At 75.2% G+C, this 26,816-nt stretch carries 22 protein-coding genes; 12 read left to right on the top strand and 10 right to left on the bottom strand.

Going from position 1 to position 26,816, the window contains the following annotated elements:
• Positions 1-57: 57 nt before the first annotated feature.
• From JD79_RS10230 to JD79_RS10250, 5 genes are all read right to left on the bottom strand, one after another.
• Positions 58-1,833, bottom strand: coding sequence for an acetyl/propionyl/methylcrotonyl-CoA carboxylase subunit alpha (locus tag JD79_RS10230; protein ID WP_211307923.1), 1,776 nt, complete (start codon positions 1,831-1,833; stop codon positions 58-60).
• Between the two features lie 95 nt (positions 1,834-1,928).
• Positions 1,929-3,152 (bottom strand): hypothetical protein, encoded by a 1,224-nt coding sequence (locus tag JD79_RS10235; RefSeq protein ID WP_110005423.1) that lies wholly within the window; start codon positions 3,150-3,152, stop codon positions 1,929-1,931.
• 105 nt (positions 3,153-3,257) lie between these two features.
• A complete protein-coding gene (locus tag JD79_RS10240) occupies positions 3,258-3,860 on the bottom strand; it encodes a Maf family protein (protein WP_211307924.1) in 603 nt (200 codons plus the stop codon).
• Positions 3,857-4,078, bottom strand: coding sequence for an acyl-CoA carboxylase epsilon subunit (locus JD79_RS10245; protein ID WP_110005424.1), 222 nt, complete (start codon positions 4,076-4,078; stop codon positions 3,857-3,859). The genes JD79_RS10240 and JD79_RS10245 overlap by 4 nt, the downstream gene beginning before the upstream one ends.
• The gene (locus JD79_RS10250) at positions 4,075-5,700 is read right to left on the bottom strand and encodes an acyl-CoA carboxylase subunit beta (protein ID WP_110005425.1); all 1,626 of its coding nucleotides are present in this window, start codon (positions 5,698-5,700) and stop codon (positions 4,075-4,077) included. Before JD79_RS10250 ends, JD79_RS10245 begins: the two co-directional genes overlap by 4 nt.
• Positions 5,701-5,719: 19 nt before the next feature.
• On the opposite strand from JD79_RS10250, the gene JD79_RS10255 reads away from it, so the two are divergent.
• The 6 genes from JD79_RS10255 (at position 5,720) to JD79_RS10280 (ending at position 14,306) form a co-directional block, all read left to right on the top strand.
• Positions 5,720-6,547: a biotin--[acetyl-CoA-carboxylase] ligase gene (locus JD79_RS10255; protein WP_110005426.1), complete on the top strand. Its 828-nt coding sequence runs from the start codon at positions 5,720-5,722 to the stop codon at positions 6,545-6,547.
• Between the two features lie 142 nt (positions 6,548-6,689).
• On the top strand, positions 6,690-7,895 hold the full coding sequence (locus JD79_RS10260; RefSeq protein WP_170149170.1) for an acyltransferase family protein: 1,206 nt from the start codon (positions 6,690-6,692) through the stop codon (positions 7,893-7,895).
• 30 nt (positions 7,896-7,925) lie between these two features.
• Positions 7,926-8,540 carry a PH domain-containing protein gene (locus JD79_RS10265; protein WP_110005428.1) on the top strand — a complete coding sequence of 205 codons (615 nt, stop codon included), beginning with the start codon at positions 7,926-7,928 and terminating at the stop codon, positions 8,538-8,540.
• A 143-nt stretch (positions 8,541-8,683) separates the two neighbouring features.
• Entirely contained in the window at positions 8,684-9,928 is a 1,245-nt protein-coding gene (locus JD79_RS10270) for an acyltransferase family protein (protein WP_281270296.1), read from the top strand.
• Between the two features lie 269 nt (positions 9,929-10,197).
• Positions 10,198-11,349, top strand: coding sequence for an exonuclease SbcCD subunit D (locus JD79_RS10275; protein ID WP_110005430.1), 1,152 nt, complete (start codon positions 10,198-10,200; stop codon positions 11,347-11,349).
• Positions 11,346-14,306: an AAA family ATPase gene (locus JD79_RS10280; RefSeq protein WP_110005431.1), complete on the top strand. Its 2,961-nt coding sequence runs from the start codon at positions 11,346-11,348 to the stop codon at positions 14,304-14,306. Before JD79_RS10275 ends, JD79_RS10280 begins: the two co-directional genes overlap by 4 nt.
• 25 nt (positions 14,307-14,331) lie before the next feature.
• Here JD79_RS10280 and JD79_RS10285 read toward each other — a convergent pair whose 3' ends face one another.
• Complete coding sequence (locus JD79_RS10285; protein ID WP_110005432.1) at positions 14,332-14,871, bottom strand: GtrA family protein; 540 nt, start codon at positions 14,869-14,871, stop codon at positions 14,332-14,334.
• Between the two features lie 743 nt (positions 14,872-15,614).
• Between JD79_RS10285 and JD79_RS10290 the strand changes: the two genes are divergently transcribed.
• The 4 genes from JD79_RS10290 to JD79_RS10305 all read left to right on the top strand — a co-directional run bounded on the left by JD79_RS10290 (position 15,615) and on the right by JD79_RS10305 (position 21,803).
• Positions 15,615-16,817 carry a 5-(carboxyamino)imidazole ribonucleotide synthase gene (locus JD79_RS10290; RefSeq protein ID WP_110005433.1) on the top strand — a complete coding sequence of 401 codons (1,203 nt, stop codon included), beginning with the start codon at positions 15,615-15,617 and terminating at the stop codon, positions 16,815-16,817.
• Between the two features lies 1 nt (position 16,818).
• The gene (gene purE, locus JD79_RS10295) at positions 16,819-17,367 is read left to right on the top strand and encodes a 5-(carboxyamino)imidazole ribonucleotide mutase (protein ID WP_245899990.1); all 549 of its coding nucleotides are present in this window, start codon (positions 16,819-16,821) and stop codon (positions 17,365-17,367) included.
• 9 nt (positions 17,368-17,376) lie between these two features.
• Positions 17,377-18,546 (top strand): acyl-CoA dehydrogenase family protein, encoded by a 1,170-nt coding sequence (locus tag JD79_RS10300; RefSeq protein ID WP_110005434.1) that lies wholly within the window; start codon positions 17,377-17,379, stop codon positions 18,544-18,546.
• A 170-nt stretch (positions 18,547-18,716) separates the two neighbouring features.
• Positions 18,717-21,803, top strand: coding sequence for an arabinosyltransferase domain-containing protein (locus JD79_RS10305; protein WP_170149172.1), 3,087 nt, complete (start codon positions 18,717-18,719; stop codon positions 21,801-21,803).
• 105 nt (positions 21,804-21,908) lie between these two features.
• Here JD79_RS10305 and JD79_RS10310 read toward each other — a convergent pair whose 3' ends face one another.
• From JD79_RS10310 to JD79_RS10325, 4 genes are read right to left on the bottom strand one after another with little or no spacing between them, the layout of a single operon-like run.
• Positions 21,909-22,730, bottom strand: coding sequence for a DUF1028 domain-containing protein (locus tag JD79_RS10310; protein WP_110005436.1), 822 nt, complete (start codon positions 22,728-22,730; stop codon positions 21,909-21,911).
• A gap of 19 nt (positions 22,731-22,749) precedes the next feature.
• A complete protein-coding gene (locus JD79_RS10315; RefSeq protein ID WP_110005437.1) occupies positions 22,750-23,418 on the bottom strand; it encodes a CoA transferase subunit B in 669 nt (222 codons plus the stop codon).
• Positions 23,415-24,236, bottom strand: a complete 822-nt coding sequence (locus JD79_RS10320; RefSeq protein ID WP_110005438.1) for a CoA transferase subunit A — start codon at positions 24,234-24,236, stop codon at positions 23,415-23,417. The genes JD79_RS10315 and JD79_RS10320 overlap by 4 nt, the downstream gene beginning before the upstream one ends.
• A 40-nt stretch (positions 24,237-24,276) precedes the next feature.
• Positions 24,277-25,080, bottom strand: coding sequence for a TIGR03089 family protein (locus JD79_RS10325; RefSeq protein WP_110005439.1), 804 nt, complete (start codon positions 25,078-25,080; stop codon positions 24,277-24,279).
• A gap of 170 nt (positions 25,081-25,250) precedes the next feature.
• Here JD79_RS10325 and JD79_RS10330 point away from each other — a divergent pair, with 170 nt between their 5' ends.
• Together JD79_RS10330 and JD79_RS10335 are read left to right on the top strand one after the other, a co-directional pair.
• Positions 25,251-25,700: a phosphatase PAP2 family protein gene (locus tag JD79_RS10330; RefSeq protein WP_245899991.1), complete on the top strand. Its 450-nt coding sequence runs from the start codon at positions 25,251-25,253 to the stop codon at positions 25,698-25,700.
• The gene (locus JD79_RS10335) at positions 25,697-26,713 is read left to right on the top strand and encodes a decaprenyl-phosphate phosphoribosyltransferase (protein WP_110005441.1); all 1,017 of its coding nucleotides are present in this window, start codon (positions 25,697-25,699) and stop codon (positions 26,711-26,713) included. The genes JD79_RS10330 and JD79_RS10335 overlap by 4 nt, the downstream gene beginning before the upstream one ends.
• Positions 26,714-26,816: the final 103 nt, after the last annotated feature.

Below are 26,816 nucleotides of genomic sequence, written 5' to 3' on the forward strand. Positions count from 1 at the left end.
GGGAGGGGCCGGCCGGGGCACACCCGCGACGGCCCCTCCCGGGTCCCGCGACGCCGCTCAGGCGGCCGGTGCCTCCGCGGAGTCGGCGATGGTGCAGAGGACCGCGCCGCTGGTCACCGTGGCGCCGACCTCGGCCGACAGGCCGGTCACCGTGCCCGCCTTGTGCGCGGTGATGGGCTGCTCCATCTTCATCGCCTCGAGGACCACGACGAGGTCGCCCGCCTGGACCGAGGCGCCGTCGGTGACGGCGACCTTGACGATCGTGCCCTGCATCGGCGAGGTGAGGGAGTCGCCGGACGCTCCCGAGCCACCGTGCCCGGAGCCCCGCTTGCGCGGCTTGGCCCCGCCACCGGCCGGTGCCGCCCCGCCTCCGGCGGCCAGGCCCGCGGGCAGCGAGACCTCCAGCCGCCGCCCGCCGACCTCGACGACGACGGTCTGCCGCGGCGCCTCCTCCTCGGCGTCGGCCGGGGCGGCGCTGTAGGGCGGGACCTGGTTGTCCCACTCGGTCTCGATCCAGCGGGTGTGCACGGTGAACGGCTCGCTGGTGAAGGCCTCGTCGCGGACGACGGCGCGGTGGAACGGGACGACCGTGGGCATGCCCTCGACCACCAGTTCGTCCAGCGCGCGACGGGCACGCTGCAGCGCCTCCTCGCGGCTGGCGCCGGTGACGATCAGCTTGGCCAGCATCGAGTCGAACGCGCCGGCCACCTCACCGCCGGTCTCGACGCCGGAGTCCCAGCGCACACCGGGGCCCTGGGGGATCTCCAGCCGGGTGACCGGGCCGGGCGCCGGCATGAAGTTGCGGCCGGCGTCCTCGGCGTTGATCCGGAACTCGATGCTGTGCCCGCGCGGCGCCGGGTCCTCGGTGATCTCCAGCGGCAGGCCGTCGGCGATGCGGAACTGCTGGCGGACCAGGTCGATGCCGCTGGTCTCCTCGCTGACCGGGTGCTCCACCTGCAGCCGGGTGTTGACCTCCAGGAAGGAGATCGACCCGTCGACGCCCACGAGGTACTCGACGGTGCCGGCGCCGTGGTAGCCGGCCTCCCTGCAGATGGCCTTGGCCGAGGAGTGGATGCGCGCCCGCTGCTCGTCGGTGAGGAACGGCGCGGGGGCCTCCTCGACGAGCTTCTGGTTGCGCCGCTGCAGCGAGCAGTCGCGGGTGCCGACGACGATCACGTTGCCGTGCGTGTCGGCCAGGACCTGTGCCTCGACGTGCCGCGGCTTGTCGAGGAACCGCTCGACGAAGCACTCGCCGCGGCCGAAGGCGGCGACCGCCTCGCGGACGGCGGACTCGAACAGCTCCGGGATCTCCTCCTCGGTGCGGGCGACCTTCAGGCCGCGCCCGCCACCGCCGAAGGCGGCCTTGATGGCCACCGGCAGGCCGTGCTCGCGGGCGAAGGCGAGCACCTCGTCGGCGCCGCCGACCGGGTCCTTGGTGCCGGGCACCAGCGGCGCGCCGGCCCTGGTGGCGATGTGCCGGGCGGCGACCTTGTCCCCGAGGTCGATGATCGCCTGGGGGGAGGGCCCGATCCAGGTCAGCCCGGCGTCGAGCACCGCCTGTGCGAAGCCGGCGTTCTCCGACAGGAAGCCGTAGCCGGGGTGGACGGCGTCGGCGCCGGAGCGCTTGGCGGCGTCGAGGATCTTGTCGATGACCAGGTAGGAGTCGCCGGGCGTCGTCCCGCCGAGGGCGAAGGCCTCGTCGGCGGCGCGGACGTGCAGCGCATCCCGGTCGGGCTCGGCGTACACGGCCACGCTGGTGAGCCCGGCGTCCCTGCACGCACGGGCCACCCGGACGGCGATCTCGCCGCGGTTGGCGATCAGGACCTTCTGCACCGGCGCACTCCCTCGGATGACGACCCGCCCCGGAGAGTAGCCAGCGCCACCGGTCGGCCCCGCCGCAGGTCGTCCGCGACGGGGCCGCCGACGGGTCAGACGCCGGCCAACTCCGGCTCGGCCACCGTCGTCGCGCGCGCGGGCCGACCACGACCCGCCCGCACCCAGGTGCGCCACGACGGCCACCCGGCCGGCGCCGGCGGCGCCTGGACCTCGGGGACGGCCGGCTCGAACGGGACCTCGGGCTCGACCCGCACGGCCTCGCGCACCGGCGCCACCCCGGGCAGGAGCGCGACGATCGCGTCCATGGCCGCCTCCAGCAGCTCCGCAGGCCCCGGCTCGGGCTCGGGGGCCGGGCCGTCGGTCGTGACCAGCAGGTCGTCGAGGTCGCCGACGACGGAGACGCCCAGCGACCGCACCTCCGCGATCATCCGCTCCGCGTGCGCGGGGACCCACTCGGCGCCGGCCGGCAGCCGGAGCGGGACCGCTGCGGCGCGGTCGGCCAGTACCGGGGCGAGGAGATGGGTGACCCGCGGGCCGTAGACCGGCCAGTCGACGCCGTAGGCGAGCCGCTCGTTGACCCGGCGCAGCAACTCGGCCTCCACGTGCCCCAGGGACCTGTTGCGTGGCCGCGCGCCGCCGGGCAGGACCGCCGGGTCGATGCCGATGACGGAGGCGAAGCGCTGCCAGAGCAGGTCCGGCGCCGAGCCGGGCTGCGGCACCGTCACCACGTGCACCCGGTCGGCCGGCAGGTCCTGCGCTCCCCAGCGGCGCAGCACCGCACCGAGGTCCTGGCGCTGCCAGAACGTCTCGGCGTGGCCCTCGGGGGTCATGCCTCCCGGTCGCATCACGTCGGGACGGTCCGTGCCCGGGCGGACCACCTCCACCAGGTCGCGCAGCGACAGGTGGTGGCGGTGCTTGAGGTCCTCCTGCCAGACCGCAGGCAGCTGCCGGGCCAGGTCCCGTGCGGTCACGACGAGGTGGACCTCGGCGAAGTCGAGGTCGGCGAGAGCGCGTGCCGCCCACTCCTCGGTGAGGTCGCCGAAGAGCTCGTGGGAGATGACCGTCGTCCCCCGGTGCTCGCGCGCCGCCTGCACGAGCCGCGCCCAGGCGCCGTCGACCTCGGGGTCCTGCCAGCCCTGGTACTCCCCGAACTGCAGGTCCTGCGAGGCGAGGAAGTGGGCGTCGGGCCGGTCGCCGGGGTAGAGGACACCGGCGTCGGCCAGCGTCCCGCGGTGGTCCCACATCAGATCCTGGAGGTAGGTCGTCCCGGACTTGGGCGTGCCGATGTGGAGGAGGACCCGAGCGGTGGTGTTCATCCCCGTATGGATAGCGAGTCAGGACCAGCCGTGACGGGACCGTCACAACGTGTCGGCGACGGGGGGCCTCAAGAGTGCTGTCCCGCCTCCGCTGTCACAGGCGCCTCAGCGCCGCCAGAGGTCGGTGATGGCCAGGTCGCGCCGGCCCAGCTGCTCGCGCAGCGCCGTCAGGGACAGCCCGACGACCGCCGCCGGGTCGCCCTCGACCCGCCGGACGAAGGGCGCACCCAGGCCGTCGAGGGTGAAGGCGCCGGCGACGGCCAGTGGCTCGCCGGTGGCGAGGTAGGCCTCGAGCTCGTGGGCCGTCGGGGTGGCGAAGTGCACGACCGTCGAGGTGACGACGACGTCGCGGGCCTCGATCGCCCCGCCGCGCACGTCGAACAGCGCCTGGCCGGTGTGCAGCACGCCCGAGCGGCCGGCCATCCGCCGCCAGCGCTCGCGCGCGTCCTGGGCGTCGGCGGGCTTGCCCATCGCCTGGCCGCGGAACTCCAGCAGCGAGTCGGCGCCGACCACCAGGGCGTCATCCTGCCGCCGCGCGACCGCGGAGGCCTTGGCCGCGGCCAGCAGGGCGACCAGTTCGGCCACCCGCGGCGCCGTCACGGTGGACTCGTCGACGTCGCTGACGACGACCTCGGGCGCCAGGCCGGCCTGGCGCAGCAGCGCCAGCCGGGCCGGCGACGCGGACGCGAGGACCAGCCTCCTGCTCACGCGAAGCGCCCCGAGGCGCGCCAGCCGCCGGGGCCGGGCTGCAGCGGCCGCCGGTGGGTGTCGGCGTTCGCGGCCCACGCGCCCACCGGGACCGGGCGCTTCCGCGGCCGGCGCCGGGAGACCGCGGCGACGACGACGGTCAGCGCGGCGAGCTCCTCGGCGGTGGGCTCGCCGCGGACAACCCGCAGCAGCGGGCGCTGCTCGGTCGGCCCGGTCACAGCGGGATGTTCCCGTGCTTCTTCGGCGGCAGGGTCTGGCGCTTGTTGGCCAGCAGCCGCAGGGCCTTGGTGATCTCGATGCGGGTCTCCGACGGCCGGATGACCTGGTCGACGTAGCCGCGGTCGGCCGCGACGTAGGGGGAGAGCAACGCGTCCTCGTACTCGGTGATGAGCTCCGCGCGACGGGCGTCGGGGTCCGTCGCGTCGGCGAGTTCCCGCCGGTAGAGGATGTTGACCGCGCCCTGGGCGCCCATGACGGCGACCTGGGCGGTCGGCCAGGCCAGGTTCAGGTCGGCCCCGAGGTGCTTGGACCCCATCACGTCGTAGGCGCCGCCGTACGCCTTGCGGGTGATGACGGTGATCTTCGGGACCGTCGCCTCGCCGTAGGCGTAGATCAGCTTGGCGCCGCGGCGGATGATCCCCTCCCACTCCTGCGAGGTGCCGGGGAGGAAGCCGGGCACGTCGACGAAGGTGAGCACCGGGACGTTGAAGGCGTCGCAGGTGCGCACGAAGCGGGCGGCCTTCTCGCTGGCGTCGATGTCCAGCGTGCCGGCGAACTGGGTGGGCTGGTTGGCCACCACGCCCACCGGCCGGCCCTCGACCCGGCCGAAGCCGACGAGGATGTTGGGCGCGAACAGGGCCTGCACCTCGAGGAACTCGCCGTCGTCGAGCACGCTCCCGATGACGGTGTGCATGTCGTAGGGCGTGTTGGCCGAGTCCGGGATCACCGTGTCGAGGGCGTGGTCGTCGTCGGTGACCCCCGTCGGCGTCGCGTCGACCGGGGCGACCTCGACGGCCGGCAGCGGGTCGAGGTTGTTGCTCGGCAGGTAGGACAGCAGCGCCTTGACGTAGTCCAGCGCGTCGGTCTCGTCCTCGGCGAGGTAGTGCGCGACGCCGGACTTGGTGTTGTGCGTGCGCGCGCCGCCGAGTTCCTCGAGGGTGACGTCCTCGCCGGTCACCGTCTTCACGACGTCCGGGCCGGTGATGAACATCTGGCTGGTCTTGTCGACCATGACGACGAAGTCGGTGAGCGCGGGGGAGTAGACGTGCCCGCCGGCCGCGGCGCCCATCACCAGCGAGATCTGCGGGATGACGCCGGAGGCGTGCACGTTGCGCCGGAAGATCTCGCCGTAGAGGCCGAGGGAGACCACGCCCTCCTGGATCCGCGCGCCGCCGCCCTCGTTGATCCCGATGACCGGGCAGCCGTTGCGGATCGCCAGGTCGAGGACCTTGACGATCTTCTCGCCGTAGACCTCGCCGAGGCTGCCGCCGAAGACGGTGACGTCCTGGGAGAAGACGCACACCGGGCGGCCGTCGACCGTCCCGTACCCGGTGACGACGCCGTCGCCGAAGGGGCGCCTGGCGTCCATGCCGAAGTTGCTCGAGCGGTGGCGGGCGAACTCGTCGAGCTCGGTGAACGAGCCGGGGTCCAGCAGCGCCTCGATCCGCTCGCGGGCGGTCATCTTGCCCGCGGCGTGCTGCTTGTCGACGGCACGCTGGGAGCCCGCGTGCACGGCCTCCTCGACCCGCCGCTCGAAGTCCGCCAGCTTGCCGGCGGTCGTGTGGATGTCGATGTCACCGGGGACGTGCTCGCCGGCGCTCTCCAGTTCAGCCGCACTCACGGAGCCGTAGCGTAGGCGAGTGCCCCACACGCCCTCCGGCCGCTGGTCCGACCTCGACCGCCCGCCGCTCGACGCCGCGGCGCTGCAGGCGGCCCTGGTCCGCGACAGCCGGCTCTGGCGCTCGCTGGACGTGGTCCCCGAGGTCGGCTCCACCAACGCCGTCCTGGCGGCCCGGGCCGCCGACGACGTCCCGGAGGGGGCGGTCCTCGTCGCCGAGCACCAGGCCGCCGGCCGCGGCCGGCTCGACCGCACCTGGACCTCCCCGCCGCGCGCCGGGCTCACGGTGTCGGTGCTGCTGCGCCCCGACGTCCCCGCTGCCCGGCGCGGGTGGCTGCCGCTGCTCACCGGCATCGCGCTGGCCGAGGCCGTCGGGGAGGTCGCCGGGGTGCGCAGCTCGCTCAAGTGGCCCAACGACCTGCTCGCCGTCGACGGCGCGAAGCTGGCCGGGATCCTCGCCGAGGCCGCCGGCACCGCGGTCGTCGTCGGGACCGGCCTCAACGTCACCACCCGCGCCGACGAGCTGCCGCCCACCGGGTCGTCACTGACGCTGGTCACCGGTGCTCCGGTCGACCGCGGGCCGGTGCTCCTGGCCTTCCTCCGCGCGCTGGAGCGGCGCTACCTCGCCTGGACCGCCGCGCTCGGTGACCCGGTGTCCACGGGACTGGCCGCCGACTACCTCGCGTGGTGCTCCACGGTGGGCACGGAGGTGACCGTCACGCTGCCCGACGGCTCGACACTCGCCGGCACCGCCACCGGTGTCGACTGGGACGGCCGCCTGGTCCTGCGCACGGAGGGCGGGACCGTGGAACTGGCCAGCGGGGACGTGCAGCACGTCCGTCCCGCCTGACCGCGCGCCGGAGGCGCGCACGGGACCCGTGTGACCGGTGGGGTCCGCCACCCCGTCGCGTCGGCCGAACTCCGGCTCCACCACCGCCCCGGCATCTAGCGTGAACGACCAGTCACGCATGGTGACCAGTCGGGGGCGGGGCATGAGCCAGGAGCAGCGGCGGGCCCGCGGCGAGATCCGCGGGCTCACGGGCCTCCGGGCCGTCGCCGCGCTCTGGGTCGTCGCACACCACTTCTGGCTCTTCGCGCCGGCCGAGCCGTGGCTCCGCCACCTGGAACCGGTGGGACCCCTGCTGCGGAACGGCTGGCTCGGCGTCGACCTCTTCTTCGTGCTCAGCGGCTTCGTCCTCGCCCACAACCACGTCGCGGTGCTCGGCGACCGGCCGGGGATCCGCGCGACCGCCGGCTTCTACTGGGCCCGGCTGAGCCGCATCTGGCCGACGTGGATGGTGGTCCTGACCGCGGTCACCGCCGGGCTGCTCGTCGAGCGACAGGTGCTCGGCGAGCAGCCCGGGTCCCCGCTCGACGCGCCGACCGTGCTGCGTCAGGTGCTCCTGGTCCAGGTGTGGGACCGGCCGGACCACTCCGCCACCGGTCCCGTGGGGCCGGGCTGGTCGCTGAGCGCCGAGTGGCTGGCCTACCTGGCGTTCCCCGTGCTGGCACTCGTGCTGCACCGGCTCCGTCGGTTCCGGCCCACCACGCTGGCGGTCCTGGCCCTGGCGGCGGTCACCCCCTTCGCCTACCGGTGCCTGACGCTCGGCACGCACGACTGGGCGTGGAGTTGGCTGCTGCGGCTGGCCGGTGGCTTCCTCGCCGGTGCGCTGGTGGCGCTGTGCGTCGACCGGCTGCGCGGGCGTGCCACGGTGGCACGGGCGGCCGCTCGTGCCACCTCCGCGGCCTCGGTGCTCACCCTGGTGGCCGTCTGGGAGGCCGATGCGTCCGGCGCCGACCGTGGCGGTGTGGCCGTGCTGCTCTTCCCCGTCCTCGTCGGCGGGCTGGCGCTCAGCGACCGGGGGCCGGCCCGATGGCTGTCGAGGCCGGTGGTGGTCCTCGGCGGACGCATCTCCTTCGCGCTCTACCTCGTGCACATGGGCGTCTTCGAGACCTGCTGGACGCTCCTGGACGTCGTCCCCGTGAGCGGGCCCTCACCGGTGGCCACCCTGCTCTCCCTGGCGGTGGCGGGCCTGCCCCTCCCGGCGGCGTGGGTGCTCTGGCGCCTGGTGGAGGAGCCCGCTCGCCGGCGTCTGCTCCTCCTCGATCCCACCCGCCGGGCCGACCGCCTCGGCACGACGGGACCGCGAGGTGGGGAGCGGTTCGGGGCCGACGCGCCGGTACCGGTGCGCGGCTGAATCCGGGTCGTCCTCGGTCATCCTGGCGGCGTGCCGTACCCAGACAAGCTGCTCGCCGACGACGAGGAGGTCGTCGAGCACCTGCACCCGCACTGGACGACGCTCTTCTGGCCGGTGGTCCGGCTCCTGGTCGTCGTGGGCGCCGGGTCCTACCTCGCCGCCCTCGTCCCCGACGGGCGACAGCAGGGCGTGCTCCGGATGGCGTTGCTCGCCGTCGTGCTGGGGGTGCTCGCCGTCGCCGTCGTCCGGCCGGTGCTGCGCTGGTGGACGACCCACGTCGTCCTCACGACGCACCGGGTGCTCGTCCGCGAGGGCGTGCTGTCCCGCCGCGGCCGCGACGTCGGGCTCTCCCGGATCACCGACGTCTCCTGCCGGCAGACGCTCCCGGAGCGGTTCGTGCGCTCGGGGACGATCGCCGTGGAGTCGGTGGGCGACGGTGGCCCGCTGGTGCTGCGGCGCGTCCCCCGCAGCGACGCCGTGCAGGCGCTCCTCGCCCAGCTGGTCCAGGACGACGCCGAGAGGTGGGCGTACGCGGGCCCCGGCCCCTTCCCCGGCCCCTTCCCCGGCGACCGCCCGGGGCGCACGGACGAGGACACGCCGAGGGGCGGCCGGGCCACTGGCTGGGCCGACCGGCCGCGGCCCTGATCTGCCCGTTCGGCGAGATCTGACGGCAGGCGGCCTGCATCTCGTCGTGTCTTCGGCTCGAGATCACGTTGTGTGGTCCTAGCGTCGACACGTCGTCACCGAACCGGTCCTTCAGGGGACCCGGCGAAGGGGTCCTCGTGCCAGTGCAGTCCCATTCCGCCCCGCGCGGGGAGATCCGTGCACTGACCGGTCTGCGCCTGGTGGCGGCTCTGTGGGTCCTCGTGTACCACCTGCAGGCCGGGATCGGGGCGGCTGCGGGCCGGTACCTCGACCCGGTCATGCCGGTACTGCGGGCCGGCTGGCTCGGCGTGGACCTCTTCTTCGTGCTGAGCGGCTTCGTCATGGCCCTCACCTACCTGGACGACATGGGGCCGCGTTTCGGCCGGCGTGCAACCGGCCGCTTCCTGTGGGCCCGGCTGTGCCGCGTGTGGCCGCTGTGGGTGCTGCTGACGTGCCTGTTCGCCGGCTGGCTGCTGCTCAGCGGCCGCGGTGTGGCCGGCCCTGTCGAGGAACAGCGGGTGGTCACCCCGCTGGCGCTGCTCGAGCAGGTGCTCATGGTGCAGATGTGGCACCGGGACAGCCTGTGGGGCTCGACGTTCGTCCTCGCGGGCTGGTCGTTGTCGGTCGAGTTCCTGGCCTACGTCTGCTTCCCCGTGCTGGTGCTCGTCGTGTGGCGCCTGCGCCGGCTGCCCGTGGTCCTGCTCGCCTCGGGGGCCGTGGGGGTGATGGTGCCGCTGGCGTACCTGTCCTTCAGCACGGGCATGGACAACGACGTCCTCCCCTGGCAGGTGCGCATCGGCGGCGCGTTCGTCAGCGGCATGCTGACCTGCCTCGTGGTGCGCCGCATCGGAGGATCGGCCACCGCCTCGCGCTGGAGCCCCCTGGCGGCCTCCCTGTGCCTGGTCTACGTCGTGTTCGTGTGCTGGTGGTCGGCCACACGGTCCGACCAGCAGCTCGGTGACTACTCGGGTGTGGCCGCACTCTTCTTCCCGGTGCTGGTCGGCGCACTGGCACTGGCGCCGCGCGGCCTGGCGACGCTGCTGTCCAGCGACACCGCCGTGGTCGGCGGACGGATCTCCTTCGCGCTGTACCTGGTGCACGGGTGCGTCTTCGAGATCACCGACGACCTGTTCCAGCGGGTGCCTGCGCTGCAGCCCGGCTCGCCGCTGTGGACGCTCGTCCAGCCCGGCCTGGTCCTGGTGTGCCTGGCGCTGTCCTACGGCCTGTGGCGCGGCGTCGAGGAGCCGGCCCGGCGCTGGTTGCGCCGCGTCGGACCCGGCGGGAGGCGGGCCCCGGCGCGGCCCCCGTCCGACCGGTTCCCGCCGTCGCCGGACCGGCCACCGTCGCGCTGCCCGTCCGGCGGCCGGGGCCGGGTGCGGCCCGCCTGACGGTGTCCGCACCGCGGACCGGAGCGGCCGTCGACCGCCGGGTGGGCGAGCGGCCGCTCGGTCCCGTCCCCCTCCGCCCGCGGGTGCCCGTGGGCGGGGTGCCTGTGCCGGACGGTGCGGTCGCCGTCAGGACCGCCCGGCGGGCGGTCGGGGACCGCTGACCGGTCGTCCCCCGGAGTCCCCGGTGCCCCGTGGTCGCCCGGTGTGACCCGATCGGTCAGGGCGAGCCTGGCCGGTTCTGTCGGACCTCCGACCTACCCTCCGCGCCCATGCGGCTCCTGCACACCTCCGACTGGCACATCGGCCGGTCCCTGCACGGGGCGGACCTGGTCGCCGAGCAGGAGGCGGTGCTGTCCGGCCTGGCCGGCGTCGTGGCCGCCGAGGGGGTCGACGCCGTCGTGGTGGCCGGCGACGTGTACGACCGGGCGGTGCCCTCGGCCGACGCCCAGGCCGTCCTCGACCGGGTGGTCGGCCGCCTGGTCGGCGCCGGCGCCACGGTCGTCCTGACCCCCGGCAACCACGACTCGGCCCGGAGGCTGGGCACCTTCTCCTCGCTGTTGACCAAGGCCGGGCTGCACGTCCGGGCCGAGACCGCGCGGCTGGACGAGCCGGTGCTGCTGGCCGACGCGCACGGGGAGGTGGCCGTCTACGGGCTGCCCTACCTGGAGCCGGAGATCGCCCGCCACGAGCTGGGGGTGACCGACGCGCGCAGCCACGAGGGCGTGCTGCGCGCGGCGATGGACCGGGTGCGTGCCGACCTGTTCCTCCGGCCGGGCGTCCGCTCGGTGGTGATGGCGCACGCCTTCGTCGGCGGCGGCGTGGCGAGCGACAGCGAGCGGGACATCTGCGTCGGCGGGGTCGACGTCGTGCCGGCCTCGGTGTTCGACGGCGTCGACTACGTGGCGCTGGGCCACCTGCACCGCCCGCAGACGCTCAGCGACCGGATGCGCTACAGCGGCTCGCCGCTGGGGTACTCCTTCGGCGAGGCGGGGCAGGCCAAGCAGGTGTGGCTGGTCGACCTCGACGCCGGCGGGCTGGCCGGGGTCCGGTCCGTGCCGCTGCCCGCCCCCCGCCCGCTGACCGTCCTCACCGGCACGCTGGACGACCTGCTCGCCGACCCCGCCCACACCGCAGCCGAGGAGGCCTGGGTGTCCGCCCGGCTCACCGACCCGGTCCGCCCCGCGGACCCGATGCGCGCGCTGCGCGCCCGGTTCGCGCACTGCGTGCACCTGGAGTGGATCGGCGGCAGCGGCGGGGGGGACGGCCGCAGCTACCAGGAGCGGCTGCACGGCCGCGACGACCTCGACGTGGCCGGTGAGTTCGTCGCCCACGTCCGCGGGGGCGTCGGCGTCACCGCCGCCGAGCGCGACCTGCTGGCCCGGGCGCTCGGCGCGGCGGGACGGGAGGAGCTCGCCCGGTGAGGCTGCACACCCTCACGCTGACCGCCTTCGGCCCCTTCGCCGGCACCGAGACCGTCCGGGTCGACGACGTCGCCCGCGACGGGCTGTTCCTCCTCTGGGGCCCCACCGGCGCGGGCAAGACGACGCTGCTGGACGCGGTGGTCTTCGCGCTCTACGGCACCGTCCCGGGCGCCCGGGGTGAGGCCCGACGGCTGCGCAGCGACCACGCCGACGCCGCGACCCGCACCGAGGTCTCCTGCGAGCTCACCCTGGCCGGCGAGCGGCTGCTGGTCGTCCGCCGTCCCGAGCAGACCCGGCCGAAGAAGCGCGGCGCCGGCGAGACCACCGAGCAGGCGAAGCTCACCGTGCAGCGCCGGACCGCCGGGGGCTGGGCGCCGGTGAGCACCCGCATCGACGAGGGCTCGGAGTACCTGCGGGTGCGCCTGGGCCTGACGGCCGAGCAGTTCTGCCAGGTGGTGCTGCTGCCGCAGGGCGACTTCGCGCGCTTCCTGCGCGCCGAGCCCGAGGAGCGCGGCCGGCTGCTGCGCACGCTCTTCGACGTCGACCGCTTCGCCCGCGCCGAGGAGTGGCTGGCCGGCGAGCGGCGGGCCGCGGAGGAGGGTCTGCGCGGCGACCGGCACCGGGTGAGCACGCTGCTGCACCGCGTCGCCCAGATCGCCGACGTCGAGGTGCCCGAGGAGCTCGCGCCCGAGCTGGTCGGCGCCCGCCCCGGGGCCTCGGTCGGTGCCTGGGTGCGTGAGGTCCGGTCCCGGGCGGCCGAGCGGCTGGCCCTCGCCCGCGCCGAGGCGGAGGCCGCCGCCGCCGACAGCGCCCGGGTCGACGCGCAGCTCACCGCCGCACGGGCGCTGGCCGACCGGCACACCCGCCGCGACCGCGCCCGTGCCGGGCTCGAGCGGCTCACCGCCCGCGAGCCGGAGCTGGCCCCGCTGCGGGCGCGTGCCGACGCCGGCCGACGCGCCGAGGTCCTCCGCGACGTCCTGCGGGCCGCCGGGCGCGCCGCGCGGGCCGCCGAGGAGGCCGCCGCCGCCCGGCGGACCGCCGAGGCCGCGTGGGCCGCCGTGGGCGACGGACGCCCGGCCGGTCCCGGTCCGGCCCGGGAGCTGCGCGACGCCGTCGCCGCGGCCCGGACCCTGCTGCCGGAGGCCGACCGCGCCGCGGATCTCGCCGCCGAGGTCACCCGCCTGACCCGGGAGGCCGAGCGGCTGACCGAGCGCGTCGCGCGGGGTGCTCGCGCCGTCGAGGAGGAGCCGGCCCGCGTCACCGCGGCGCAGGAGCGGCTGGACGCCGCCCTGGCGGCGCAGGCCCGGCTGCCCGGCCTCACCGCCGCCGAGCAGACCGCCCGCGCCGCGCTGGAGGCGGCCACCGCCGCGGCCGCGGGGACCGGCCGGCTCGACCGCGCCCGGGCCGCCGCCGACGCCACCCGGCTGGCCTGGATCGGGGCACGCGAGCGGCTGGTCGACGTGCGCGCGGCCCGGCTCGAGGGGATGGCCGCCGAGCTCGCCGCCGGGCTCACCGACGGCGCCGACTGCCCGGTGTGCGGGTCCGCCGAGCACCCGCGCCCGGCGGTGCCGTCCGGCGCCGCGGTCACCGCCGACGACGAGGAGCGCGCCCGCGCCGCCGTCGACGCCGCCGACGAGCGGCGCACCGCTGCCGCCCGGGCGGTGGAGGAGCTCGAGCGGGAGCTCGCCGTGCTCCGCGCACGGGCCGGGAACCTGCCGGGCGCCGAGCTGGCCGACCGGGCGGCGGCCGCCGCCGCGGAGCTCGCCGGCGCGGCGGCCGCGGCCCGCGGGGTGGAGCCCGCCCGCCGTGACCTGGCCGCCGCCGTGCAGCGGCGCGACGCCGCCGGGACCGCCCTGGCCGCCGACCGGGAGGCGCTGCAGCGCGTCACCGCCGAGCGCGCTGCCCGTGCGGAGGCGCACGCGGACCTCGCCGCCCGCCTCGACGCCGCCCGGGGCGCCGACCGCGACCTGCCGGCCCGCATCGCCCGTCTCACCGCCGCGGCGGGCCGCTGCGAGGCCGCCGTGGCCGCCGCCGACGAGGAGCGCCGCGCGCTCGCGGCCGCCGACGAGGCCCGCGAGGCCGCGGGGAAGCGGGCTGCCGAGGCGGGCTTCGCCGACGTCCTCGACGCGGCAGGTGCCCTGCTCGAGGACGGTGAGCTGGCCGCGCTGGACCGGCGGCTGCGCCGGCACGACGAGGACCGCACGGTCCTGGCCGCCACCCTCGCCGCTCCGGAGCTCGCCGACCTCGGGGAGTGCCCTGACGTCGAGGCGGAGCAGCGGCGGTGCGCCGAGCTGACGGAGCGCCGGGAGGAGGCGGTGACCGCCCTCGACCAGGCGCGCCGCTGCGCCGCGGCGCTCGACACGCTCGCCGGCGACGTCGTCTCCGCCGAGGTGGAGCTGGCCGAGCGCCGGGCCCGCGCCGAGCAGGTCTCCGGCCTCGCCGACCTGGTCGGTGGCCGAGGGGCCAACACCCTGCGGATGCGGCTGCAGTCGTTCGTGCTCGCCGCGCGGCTCGAGCAGGTGGCCGAGGTGGCCAGCCGGCGGCTGCGGGAGATGTCCCGCGGGCGCTACACCTTCCTGCACAGCGACGCGATGGGCCGCCACGGCGCCCGTGGCGGCCTGGGTCTCGACGTCCTCGACGAGTACACCGGCGTGCGGCGGCCGACCAAGACCCTCTCCGGTGGCGAGAGCTTCATGGCCTCCCTGGCCCTGGCCCTCGGACTCGCCGACGTGGTCACCGCCGAGGCCGGCGGGGTGCAGATGGACACCCTCTTCGTCGACGAGGGCTTCGGCACCCTGGACGCGCAGGCGCTCGACGCGGTCATGGGCGTGCTCGACGAGCTGCGCCGCGGCGGGCGGACCGTCGGGGTGATCAGCCACCTCGAGGAGCTGCGCACCCGCATCCCGACCCGCCTCGAGGTCGTCGCCGGACGGTCGGGGTCACGCTTGGCCGGTTGAGGCGAACGGCGTGCGGCCACGACCGTCAGGTCTCGGTGGCGGCCGGGTCGGCGCGGGACAGCCGGCGAGCCGCACGGACCCGCGGGCGGACGGGTGCCGGGACCGGCCCGGCGGCCGGGTGCTCCGTCGCAGGCGGGAAGACCCAGCGGCGGTAGGCGAACCAGCGCACCACCGTGCCCAGCCCGATGGAGGCGACGTTGGCCGTCTGCAGCACGAGCGCGTGCTCCTGACCCAGCGGGTGGCGCACCAGCGCGACGACCGCCAGCCCCAGGAGCAGCGTGAGCCCGTTGACCAGTACGAAGGCGAGATACTCCCGCCGGTAGCCGGTGCGCCCGCGGTGGGCGAACGACCAGAACCTGTGCCCGGCGTAGGCCGCGGTGGTGGACACCACCGTGGACACCAGCTTCGCCGTCACAGCGCCGGTGCCCGAGGCGTAGAGGAGCTGGAACAGGCCGACGTCGAGGACGAAGCAGCCCGCGCCGACGGCCCCGAAGGCGCCGAGCTCCTTGAGGAGCAGGTGCCACGTGCTCCCGACACGGCGGCGCAGGGCCGGGAGGAATGGCACGGGGTTCAACTGTACGGACGATCAGGGTGCCGCCGTGCGACGCACGGTCCCGGGGACCGGGGATGTCACGCGCGACGATCGCGCCATGCCTCACCGCTCCTGTTCCTTCCGATGGGACCTGGCGCGGCGGCTCGGCCCGGCCGTGGTGCTCGTGGCGCTGTTCCTGACCGCGTGCACGGCGACACCGGGGGCAGCCGGAGGTGTAGCCGGACGAATAGCAGGACGACGCGATGCCCGGTGGCGCCCTCGTCGTCGTGGGGGACTCCCTCACCGCCGGCTCCGGGGCACCGGACGAGGGCCTGGCGGCGGCAGACGGCTCGTGGGTGCCCGCGGCGCTCGGGGACCCGCTGGTCCTCGGTGGCGGGTGGGCGGTCCCCCGGGGCCACCACTGCGGACATGCGCAGCGGCGTGCGGCAGGCCGACGGCGACGTCCTGGTGGTGATGGCCGGGACCAACGACGTCCTGCAGGGTGCCGACCGGGAGTCCAGCCGGGACGACGTCCTCGCCCTCGCCCGCACACTGCGGATCGACTCCGGCGCATGGCGGCCGAGCAGGGGTGGGCCTTCGTCGATCCGTGGCAGACGGCCCGGCAGGGTGAGGAGTGGGTGCCCGGTGACAGCGCCGACGGCACCCATCCCACCCCGGAGGTGGCCGCCCGGTGGGGGCCGCCCTCCGGTCGGCCGTCCTCGCCCGGGCGGCCGGTGACTGGAGCCCGGCGCGCGGCCACTAGCCTCGGCCGCGCGATGACCTCACTCGACCCGCGTACCGGCCTCCCCGTCGTGGCCATGGTCGGCGGCGGGCAGCTGGCCCGCATGACCCACCAGGCCGCGATCGCGCTCGGCCAGTCGCTGCGGGTGCTGGCCACCGACCCCGGCGAGTCGGCCGCCCTCGTCGCCGCCGACGTGCGGATCGGGGACCACCGCGACCTCGACGCGCTGCGGGCCGTGGCCGAGGGCGCCACCGTGCTGACCTTCGACCACGAGCACGTGCCGAACGAGCACCTGCGCACCCTGGCCGCCGAGGGCGTGCGCGTCGCCCCCGGCCCCCACGCGCTCGTGCACGCCCAGGACAAGCTCGTCCTGCGCCGGGCGCTGGCCGCCGCCGGTGAGCCGCAACCGGCCTGGGCCGAGGTGGCGACCCTGCAGGGCATCACCGACCTCGCGGACTCGGTGGGCTGGCCGGTGGTCGTGAAGACCCCGCGTGGCGGCTACGACGGCCGCGGCGTCTTCGTCGTCGAGGCGGCGGAGGAGGCGGCCTCCCTGCTCGAGGCGCACGGCAGCCTGCTCGTGGAGGAGCGCGTGCCGCTGGTCCGCGAGCTCGCCGTGCTGGTGGCCCGCTCGCCGTTCGGGCAGGTCGCCGTCTGGCCGGTCGTGGAGACGGTGCAGCGCGACGGCATCAACACCGAGGTCCTCGCCCCCGCCCCCGACCTCGACGAGCAGACCGCCGGCGCCGCCCAGGAGCTCGCCGTGCGGATCGCCGACCGGGTCGGCGTCGTCGGCGTCATGGCCGTCGAGCTGTTCCAGACCCCCGGCGGCGTGCTGGTCAACGAGCTCGCCATGCGCCCGCACAACTCCGGGCACTGGACGATCGAGGGTGCCCGCACCAGCCAGTTCGAGCAGCACCTGCGCGCCGTGCTCGACTACCCGCTCGGGTCGACGGCGATGGCCGCGCCGGTCGTCGTCATGGCCAACGTCCTCGGCGGCCGCGCCGCCGAGGCGGGGTGGACCGGCCCGGGGATCGACGAGCGGGTGCACCACCTCATGGCGCACTGGCCCGACGTCAAGCTGCACTGGTACGGCAAGGGCCAGCGCCCCGGCCGCAAGCTCGGGCACGTGACGGCGCTGGGGGAGGACCTCGCCGAGGTGCGCGCCCGGGCCCTCGCCGCCGCCCGCTACCTCGCCGACGGCGACGTCGACCCCGCGTTCGCCTTCCCCGAGGAGCACTGACGTGGACCCACTGGTCGGCACGCCCCTCGTCGGCATCGTCATGGGCAGCGACTCCGACTGGCCCACGATGGAGCCGGCCGCGCGGGCCCTCGCGGAGTTCGGCGTCCCGTACGAGGTGCACGTGCTGTCGGCGCACCGGACGCCGCAGCGGATGCTCGACTACGCCACGGCGGCGGCCGGGCGCGGACTGCGGGTGCTCGTCGCCGGGGCCGGGGGAGCGGCGCACCTGCCGGGCATGCTCGCCGCGGCCACGCCGCTGCCGGTGATCGGCGTCCCCCGCCCGCTGGACCGGCTCGACGGCCTCGACAGCCTGCTGTCGATCGTGCAGATGCCCGCCGGCGTGCCGGTGGCCACGGTGTCGATCGGCGGCGGCCGCAACGCGGGGCTGCTCGCCGTCCGCGTCCTGGCCGCCGGCGACCCGGTGCTGCGGGCCGCGGTCGAGCGCTTCCAGGCCGACCTGGCCGACTCCGTCGTCGCCCGCGACGCGGCGCTGCGCGCCCGACTGGCCGGTGACGGGAGCGACACCTCCGGAACTGCTGGGACGTCCTAGCATCTACCCGTGAGTACGAGCGGGCTGTACCAGCTGACCGAGGAGCACGACGCGATCCGGGCCGCGGTCCGCGACATCGCCGAGCGGGAGATCGCGCCGTACGCGGCCGAGGTCGACGCCGACTCGCGGTTCCCGGTCGAGGCGCAGAAGGCGCTGACGGCGGCCGGGTTCCACGCCACGCACATCCCCGAGAGCTACGGCGGCGAGGGTGCCGACGCGATCGCCACGTGCATCGTCATCGAGGAGGTCGCCCGGGTCGACGTCTCGGCGTCGCTCATCCCGGCGGTCAACAAGCTGGGCTCGATGCCGATCATCCTGTCGGCGTCCGAGGACCTGAAGCAGAGGGTGCTCCCGTCGATCGCCGAGGGCCGGGCGATGATCAGCTACGGGCTCTCCGAGCGGGAGGCCGGCTCCGACGCCGCCGCCATGAAGACCCGCGCCCGCCGCGAGGGCGACAGCTGGGTGCTCGACGGCACCAAGGCCTGGATCACCAACTCCGGCGTCTCGGAGTGGTACACGGTCATGGCCGTCACCGACCCCGAGAAGCGGGCCAACGGCATCTCCGCCTTCGTCGTCCACCGCGACGACCCGGGCTTCGCGGTGGGCCCGAAGGAGCGGAAGATGGGCATCAAGGGCTCGCCCACCTGCGAGCTCTACCTCACCGACTGCACCATCCCGGCCGACCGGGTCATCGGCGAGCCCGGCACCGGCTTCAAGACCGCGCTGCGGACGCTGGACTTCACCCGCCCGACCATCGGCGCGCAGGCCGTGGGCGTCGCCCAGGGCGCGCTCGACGCCGCGGTCGAGTACACCCGCGAGCGCCGGCAGTTCGGCACGGCGGTCAGCGACTTCCAGGGCGTGCAGTTCATGCTCGCCGACATGGCCATGCAGATCGAGGCCGCCCGGCACCTGGTCTACGTGGCCGCCGCCCGCGGCGAGGCCGCCCACGACGGCGGCAAGGCCGACCCCGACCTCGGCCGGCTGTGCGCCGCCGCCAAGGCCTTCGCCTCCGACGTCGCGATGAAGGTCACCACCGACGCCGTCCAGCTCTTCGGTGGGGCCGGCTACACGCAGGACTTCCCGGTCGAGCGGATGATGCGCGACGCCAAGATCACCCAGATCTACGAGGGGACCAACCAGATCCAGCGGATGGTCATCGCCCGCTCGCTGCTCCGCTGACGCCCGGACGGAGCGGCCTCCCACCTCCGGCGTCGCCGTGGTGGGAGGCTGGCCGGGGCCGACCGTGCCCGCACGTGACCGTGTGACACGTGGGGCGGGACTAGTGAGATGTGACGGACCGGCTCGTCGCTCCGACCGATCATGCGCCGGAACGTGTTCACTGGCGTCCCGTGGGAGCACCTTCGGTCATCGAACGGCAGAGACTCGACCCCGGCGACGAGCGCCCTGAGCGGGCAGGCGGCCGGCGCGGGCGGATCGGTACCGAGCTGGCGATCCTCGTCACCGCACTGATCGCGCTCTTCTGCGCTGCGGCCCTGCCGCTGGCGCCGGTGTCGATGAGCATGCCCACGGTGTCCTGGCCGCAGGACCCCACGCAGCCGGTGTCGACCTCGCTGCAGCTGACGGCCGAGCAGCCGCTGGCCGTCGACGTCCGCTTCAGCTGCGCCGCGCTGGACAGCGTGGCCGGCGGCGACGGGCGGCTGCTGTCGACCGTGCTCCCCAACCGCCCCACCGAGGACAACGGTCTCCAGGTCCGCGTCGAGGACGGCTCGGTCCTGGTGCGCAGCAACGGCACCGAGATCTACCGCGGCCCGCTGTCCTCCGGGGCCTGTGAGTACGCGCTGACCATGGACGGGGACTCCACCCGGCTGTCGCTGGACGGCCAGGAGGTCGCGCAGCTCGGCCGCGCGCTGCCCGACGTGGACGTGCTCGCCACCTCCTTCACCGGGCTGCCGGGCGGGTCGGCCGACGACCTGTCGGTGAGCATCCGCGTCGACGACCAGTTCTCGACCAGCCCGACCGCGGTCAAGTGGGTCCTCACCGCGATCCTGCTGGTCTCGGCGATCGCCTGCCTCGTGCTGCTGACGCGCTGGGACCGGCGGCGCCGGGCACTGCGACCGGGCGCGGTACGACCCGACACCGGCCGGCTGCCGTGGTACCGCCACCTGTCGATCGTCGACGCCGGCGTCGTCGCGCTGCTGCTGGTGTGGCTGTTCATCGCCCCGATGACCGACGACGACGGCTACTACGCCGCCATGGCCCGGGCCTCCATGGACAACGGGTACGTCGGCAACTACTACCAGCTCTACAACCAGGGCTACACGCCGTTCACCTGGTTCTACCAACTGCTCGGCTACTGGGACCAGCTCGGGCACGCCCCGGTGCTGCTGCGCATCCCGTCACTCGTCGCCGGGCTGCTGACCTGGGCCGTCGCCCGCGCGCTGCTCAACTCGATCGGCCTGCCCCGGCTCCGGTCCCGGATGCAGCGCTTCACGGCGACCGCCGTGGCCGCGCTGGTCTTCGCCATGGCATGGCTGCCCTACTGCCTCGGTGTGCGGCCGGAGTCGATCGTCGCGCTGCTGGCCGTGCTGGTGTTCGGCGCGGTCGTCGTCGCCCGCCGCCGGGACAGCCTGGCCTGGTTCGCCGTCGCGTTGCTCATCGCCGGCATCGCGGTCACCTGTCACCCCACCGGCCTGGTGGCGCTGACACCCTGGCTGCTGAGCATCCCGCAGATCTGGCGGCTGGTGCGCTCCTCGAGCCTCTGGCGGACCCTCGCCCGCGCCGCCGGCGTCATCGCCCCGGCGGCCCTGGCCGCCATCCCCGGGTTCCTCGACGGCTCGCTCAACGACTTCAAGCGCAGCGGTGAGATCTTCGACGTCAACCCCAACGCCGAGTGGTACGACGAGTGGCTGCGGTACCAGTTCCTGCTCAGCGACGGCCCGATGGGGGCCTACGCGAAGCGCATCACGGTGCTGCTCAGCATCGTCTGCCTCCTCTGGTTCGTGGTGCTCCAGCTCAGCTCCGGCGGCCGCGTGAAGCGGGCGTGGCCCCCGCTCGTCGCGCTCGCCGGCTGGTCCTACGGCCTGTCGCTGCTCATGTTCTGGATCGCGCCCAGCAAGTGGACCCACCACTTCGGCGCGGTGTCCGGCCTGAGCACCGTGTTCGTGACCGCCGTCCTGGTCCACGGGGTGCGGGTGGCGGTGGCCGCCCAGCGTGGCCGCCGGACCATCGCGCCCGGCGTGGTGCTCGCCGCCGTGTCGCTGGTGCTGGCCTTCGCCCTGGCGATGCACGGACCGAACACCTGGGCCTACTCCTGGCTGATGGGGCTGCCGCACACCGTCGTCTCGCCGTTCATCGGCGGGGTGTCGCTGGACAGCCCGGTTGTCTGGCTCGTCGTGCTGCTGCTGACTGCCGCGGTGGTCACCCTGACCACCCGCCGGGACCGGCGCAGCTGGGGCCGGATCGCCGGACGCACCTTCCCGGCCGTGACGGTCGTCTTCCTCGTCGCCGGCTTCGCCTACCTGGTGGGCGGGTTCGGTCTGGCGACGGTGCGCACCTGGGACGGCTACTCGCCGTGGGCCGACACGGTGCAGGACCCGCTGGCCCGCAACTGCGGTGCCCAGCACGCCTTCAGCGCACCGGCCATGGACACCGCCACGGAGCTGCCGGTGGCCTCCAGCGAGGGCGCCACGGCGACCGGTTTCGGCGCGGACGGCTACCACCCGACCTCCCCGCCGCCGGACGCGGCGACGGGTGCACCCACCGTGTGGGGCAGCTACCCGGAGCTGGGTGGCGAGGCCAACCAGGGCGAGATGACCAGCGACTGGTTCACGGTGCCGCCGGCCGAGGACGGTGAGGAGATGCTGGTCCTCGTCTCCGGACGCCTCGGCTTCGACAACGAGCTCGCCGTCGAGTGGGGCACCCGGTCCGGCTCGACCATCAGCCCGGTCGCCGAGCAGTCGGTCGACGACGGCATCGACAGCACCTACTGGCGGCAGATCCGGCTGGTCCCGCCCGCCGGCGAGCGTCCCGACGTCGTCCGCCTGCTGGCCGCCGACGGTGGCTCGGCCCCCGGCGGCTGGCTGGCCGTCAGCGCGCCGCTGCAGGCCCGCGTCGAGTCCCTGGAGCGGACCATCCCGGCCGATGCCACGCTGGCGGTCGCCTGGCAGTTCTCGTTCCTGTTCCCCTGCGCCGACCTCCCGGAGACCGTGTTCGGGATCACCGAGCAGAGCGACTATGTGTTCGCCTCGGGCACGCCGGGCCTCTCGGGTCTGGGGGACAACATCTTCACCCGCGGACGCGGTGGGCTGATGTACCCGACGATCCGGTCCTCGTCGCTGACCAAGCTGGACGCGGTGGCGCCGACGCACCCCGAGCCGACGTCGTTCCAGGCCTACTCGGTGCAGAACCCGTACGTGGACGTCGCGTACACGCTCGACCCCGAGCGGGTCACCCGCTGGGGCTGGGAGAAGCCCTGACCTGCCGGTGATCGACGACCGCGCCCCCCATCGCCCCGTGGCGGTGGGGGGCGCGGTCGTGCGGTCCGGCCCGCCGCGCGAGGCGGAGGAGGGGGAGCTGTCCCGTCAGCCCAGCAGGCGGGAGACCGCCGACAGGCGCGAGTCGCCGGCCATCGAGGCCAGCCAGGCCGACCAGCCGGGCCGCGCGCGCACCGCCTCGAGCGCCTCCCGCGCGGCCGCCCGGTCGCCCCGCCGGGAGGCGGCCAGCGCGGCGTAGAGGTCGCGGGCGCCCTCGGGGGCGAAGAGGGCGAGGGTCTCGTAGTCGCGCTCGTCGTAGGCGCGCTGCAGGTTGCGCAGCATCCGCAACTGGGCGACGGGATCGCCGGAGTCGTCGACCCGCAGGTCCGTCCGCACGCCGTCGTCCTCCTCGGTGGCCGGCTCGCCGCTGACCACGAGCAGCGCCGCGGACTGCCGGCCGCGCAGGTCGCCGCCGGCGTCCTGGCCCGCGCTCAGGGCGGCCAGCAGCCGGTCGGCCAGGCCGCCGCGGGCTGCCTCGTAGGCCTGCGCCATCGCCGGCAGCACCTCCGGCGAGGTGAGCATGTTGCCCTGCACGCTCCAGCCCGCGCCGAGCAGGTGACCGCTGACCGGGAACGAGCCCGGACCGGTGTCCGCGGCGACCGCACCGCCGGCGTCGACCACCGCGATCTGCCGGTCCTGGTCCTCGGCGGCGTGCGCGGCCCGGCGCACCAGCACCGCCGGCGCCGTGCCCTCGGCCAGCCCGGACAGCAGCACGTGCCCCGTGCCCCGTGGGCTGCGGGCCTGCACCGCGACGACGCCGACGCCCGGCCGGGCGCTGGGCACCGCCCGGCCGACGGCGAGGATGCAGGAGGAGACGGCGATGCCCATCTCCCCGGTGTCCGGGTCGTGGGCGACGACCGAGAACGTCACCGGGGGAGCGGTGCCGCGGTCAGACCGTGGCGGGCAGCGCCATGGTCGGGACGTCGGCGGGCACGCTCAGCGGGGCGCCGGTCTTCTCGGCCACCTCGTCGGCGGTCACGCCGGGCGCGACCTCACGCAGCACGAAGCCCTCGGGCGTCACGTCGACGACGGCGAGGTCGGTGACGACCCGGTCGACGCAGGCCTTGCCGGTCAGCGGCAGCGAGCACTCCTCGACCAGCTTCGGCGACCCGTCGCGGGCCACGTGCTCCATCATGATCACCACGCGGCGGGCGCCGTGGACGAGGTCCATCGCCCCGCCCATGCCGTTGACCATCTTCCCGGGGATGAGCCAGTTGGCGAGGTCCCCGCGGGGGTTGACCTGCATCGCGCCGAGGATGGCGAGGTCCAGGTGCTTGCCGCGGATCATCCCGAAGCTCATCGCGGAGTCGAAGAAGCTGGCGCCGGGCAGGATCGTGACGGTCTCCTTGCCGGCGTTGATGAGGTCGGGGTCCTCGTCGCCCTCGTAGGGGTAGGGCCCGACGCCGAGGACGCCGTTCTCCGAGTGCAGGACCACGTGCACGCCGTCGGGCACGTGGTTGGGCACCAGCGTGGGCATGCCGATGCCGAGGTTGACGTAGGCGCCGTCCTCGAGCTCCTGGGCGACGCGGGCGGCGAGCTGGTCGCGGGTGAGGGTCATCGGGCCTGCTCCTCCGTGGCTTCCTCGCCGGCTGCGGCCAGCGGTGCGGCGGACTGCTCGGCAGTGGTCGGCCGTGGGCGCGTGGTGCGCCGCTCGATCTTCTTGCCCTCGGGGCCGACGAGGACCACCCGGTCGACGAAGACCCCGGGCAGGTGCACGTGCTCGGGACGGATCTCGCCGGGCTCGACGAGCTCCTCGACCTCGGCGATCGTGACCCGCCCGGCCATCCCGGCCAGCGGGTTGAAGTTCATGGCCGACTCGTGGAAGACCAGGTTGCCGTGCCGGTCGCCGACCGCGGCGCGGACCAGGCCGAAGTCGGCGGTCAGCGCGGTCTCGAGCACGTACTCGGTGCCGTCGAAGACGCGGGTCTCCTTCGGTGCGCTGGTCTCGACGACGGTGCCGTCGGCGTCGTAGCGCACCGGGATGCCGCCGTCGGCGACCATCGTGCCCACGCCGGTGGGCGTGTAGAAGGCGGGGATGCCGGCCCCGCCGGCGCGCAGCCGCTCGGCCAGCGTGCCCTGCGGCGTGAGCTCGACCTCCAGCTCGCCGGAGAGGTACAGCCGCGCGAGCTCCTTGTTGCCGCCCACGAACGAGCTGATCGTGCGGCGGATCCGGCCGGCGTAGAGCAGCACGCCCAGCGCCTGGTCGTCGACCCCGCAGTTGTTCGAGATCGTCGTCAGCCCGCTGGTGCCCTGCTCGAGCAGCGCGTCGATCAGCGCGATCGGCACGCCGCACAGCCCGAACCCGCCGACGGCGAGCACCGCGCCGTCGCCGACGTCGGACACCGCCTCCCGGGCGCTCGCCACGACCTTGTCCATCCGTCGACCACCGTTTCCCCGGCGCGGCGGTGCACGTCCCTCAGGCGGGACGGCCCAGCTCGCGGAAGCCCTCGATCCGGACGCCGAGCGTAGCGGTGACCCGCTCGGCCGCCGCCCGGCCGCCCAGGGCCGCGGGGTCGGCGTGCCGGCACAGCACGATGGAGGCGCCGGCCGCCAGCGGCGCGAGCAGCCAGGCGACCGGCCCGGCCTCGGCGGCGGCTGTGTCGTCGACGAGCACCCGGTCGCCCTCGGCGATGCCGAGCCGCCCGGCCAGCTCGGTGGCCGCGGCGACCAGCCCGCCGAGGGTGAGCTCGAGGCCGCCGGCGAGCAGGCCGGGCGTGGCCGGGTCCGGCGGTGCGTAGGGGGAGAAGACGTCGCCGTGCCCGCGGACCTCGAGGGCGAAGTCGCGGGCGGGGCCGCGGTAGCCGGTCATGCCGAGGCCCAGCGGGTGCAGCGAGAGTCCCAGCAGGTCGGGCAGGTCCTGCTCCTCCAGCGGGGCCAGCCGGTCCTGGGCGGCCAGGACGACGTCGGCGGCGTCGAGACGGCCGTCGTCCTCGGCGGCGGTGTCGAGCACGGTGGCGCCGCAGCTCCACACCCCGAGCAGCACCGCGGCCGTCTGCCAGTGCACCGGCAGCGCGAGCGCCACGGTGCTGCCCGGGCCGACGTCGAACTCGTCCTGCAGCAGGTTCGCCGTCTTGGCCACCCAGTTGGCCAGGGTGGTGGCCGACAGCTCCACCCGCTCACCGGTCGCGTCGTCGTAGGCGGTGACCAGAGGCGCAGCGGCGTCGCGGCGCAGGGCGGCGGCGAGCAGGTCGGACGGGCTGGTGGGTCGTGTGGGAGGCACGCGACGAGAGTGACACCGTGACGGGACAGTCCGGCTCGCGCCTCCCCCGCGGGCGGTCGGCAGCCCCCTACAGTCGATCCCCGATGACCGCGATCCCCGTGGACAGTCTGGCCCGTCTGGACGCCCACCTCCTCCGTGCCACCCGTCGGCGTCTGGGCGGGACACCTGCCGTGCCCGTCGCCCAGGCCCTGTCCCACTTCGGCGAGCACGCACTGGGCTGGCTGGCCGTGGGCGCTGCCGGCTGGCTCACCGGCCGGCGCCGGGACGAGTGGGCCGCCGGTGCCGCCGGCGTGCTGGCCGCGCACGCCGCCGGTGTCGTCGTGAAGCGCGTCGTGCGCCGCGAGCGCCCCGCCTTCGCCGACATCCCGGCGCTCGTGGGGACGCCGAGCCGGTTGTCCTTCCCCAGCGCGCACAGTTGCTCGACCGCTGCGGCGGCCGTCGGCTTCGGCCCGATGGTCGGCCGTCCCGCCATGAGCGCGGTCACGGGACTCATGCTCGTCTCGCGGGTCCTGCTGGGTGTCCACTATCCGTCCGACGTCGTCACCGGAGCCCTGCTCGGCGCCGGGGTCGGCTCCGTGGTCCGGCGTCGCCTGACCCGTACCGAAGGCTGGAAGGCATGACCGTGACCCTGTCCCCGCACCCGCGCCCGGCCGACGCGTCGCCGGAGCCCTCCGTGCCCGCGGCCGGTGCAGCGGAGTCCCGTCCCGGGCGGCGTCTCGACGACCCGCCGCTGCCGCCGCGGCTGCCCGGCTGGCGCGGCACCTTCGCCTGGGCGCTGGTGCGGTCGGTGCGGCCGCGCCAGTGGGTGAAGAACGTCCTGGTGCTGGCCGCGCCGATGGCAGCCGGTGTGGTGCACCGGCCCGAGGTGCTCGGCCCGACGGCGGTCGCCTTCGTGCTGTTCTGTCTCGCGTCGTCGGCGGTGTACCTCGTCAACGACACGATCGACGTCCTGGAGGACCGGCGGCACCCCCGCAAGCGGTTCCGCCCGATCGCCGCGGGGATCATCCCGCGGTGGCTGGCGGTCGCCCTGGCCGTGGTGCTGTTCGCCGTGGCACTCACTGCCGCCGTCCTGCTGACCCGCCCGGCGCTGGCGGGGGTGCTGGGCGCCTACGTGGTGATCCAGCTCGCGTACTGCCTGTTCCTCAAGAACCAGCCCGTCATCGACCTCGCGGTCGTGGCCTCGGGCTTCCTGCTGCGGGGCATCGCCGGTGGTGTCGCCGCCGGCCTGGCGCTCTCCCAGTGGTTCCTGCTCGTGGCTGCCTTCGGGTCGCTGTTCATGGTCGCCGGCAAGCGGTACTCGGAGCTGGTCGTCCTCGGTGACGCCGCGGCCACCCGCAAGACCCTGCAGGAGTACTCGGCGAGCTACCTGCGCTTCGTCTGGAGCCTCTCGGCCGGCGTCGCCTGCACCGCCTACTGCCTGTGGGCCTTCGAGATGGGGCGGACCCAGGACGGCGACGTCCCGTGGTCGACGATCTCCATCGCGCCGTTCGTGATGGCGTTCCTGCGGTACGCCCGCGACGTCGACAAGGGTGCCGCCGGCGCTCCCGAGGAGATCGTCCTCGGCGACCGCGTCCTGCTCGTGCTCGGTCTGCTCTGGGCCGCGCTCGTCGGGATCGGCATCTACACCCGCTGATCCCCCCGCGGTCCCAGCGCCCCGTCCGGCACCTGCCGGGCGGGGCGCTGTCGTGTCCCCGGGTGCCCGGACCCGCCCCGGCGTCGAGCCGAGCCGGCCTGCC

It is taken from the genome of Geodermatophilus normandii, from assembly GCF_003182485.1.
Classification (GTDB): Bacteria; Actinomycetota; Actinomycetes; order Mycobacteriales; family Geodermatophilaceae; genus Geodermatophilus; species Geodermatophilus normandii.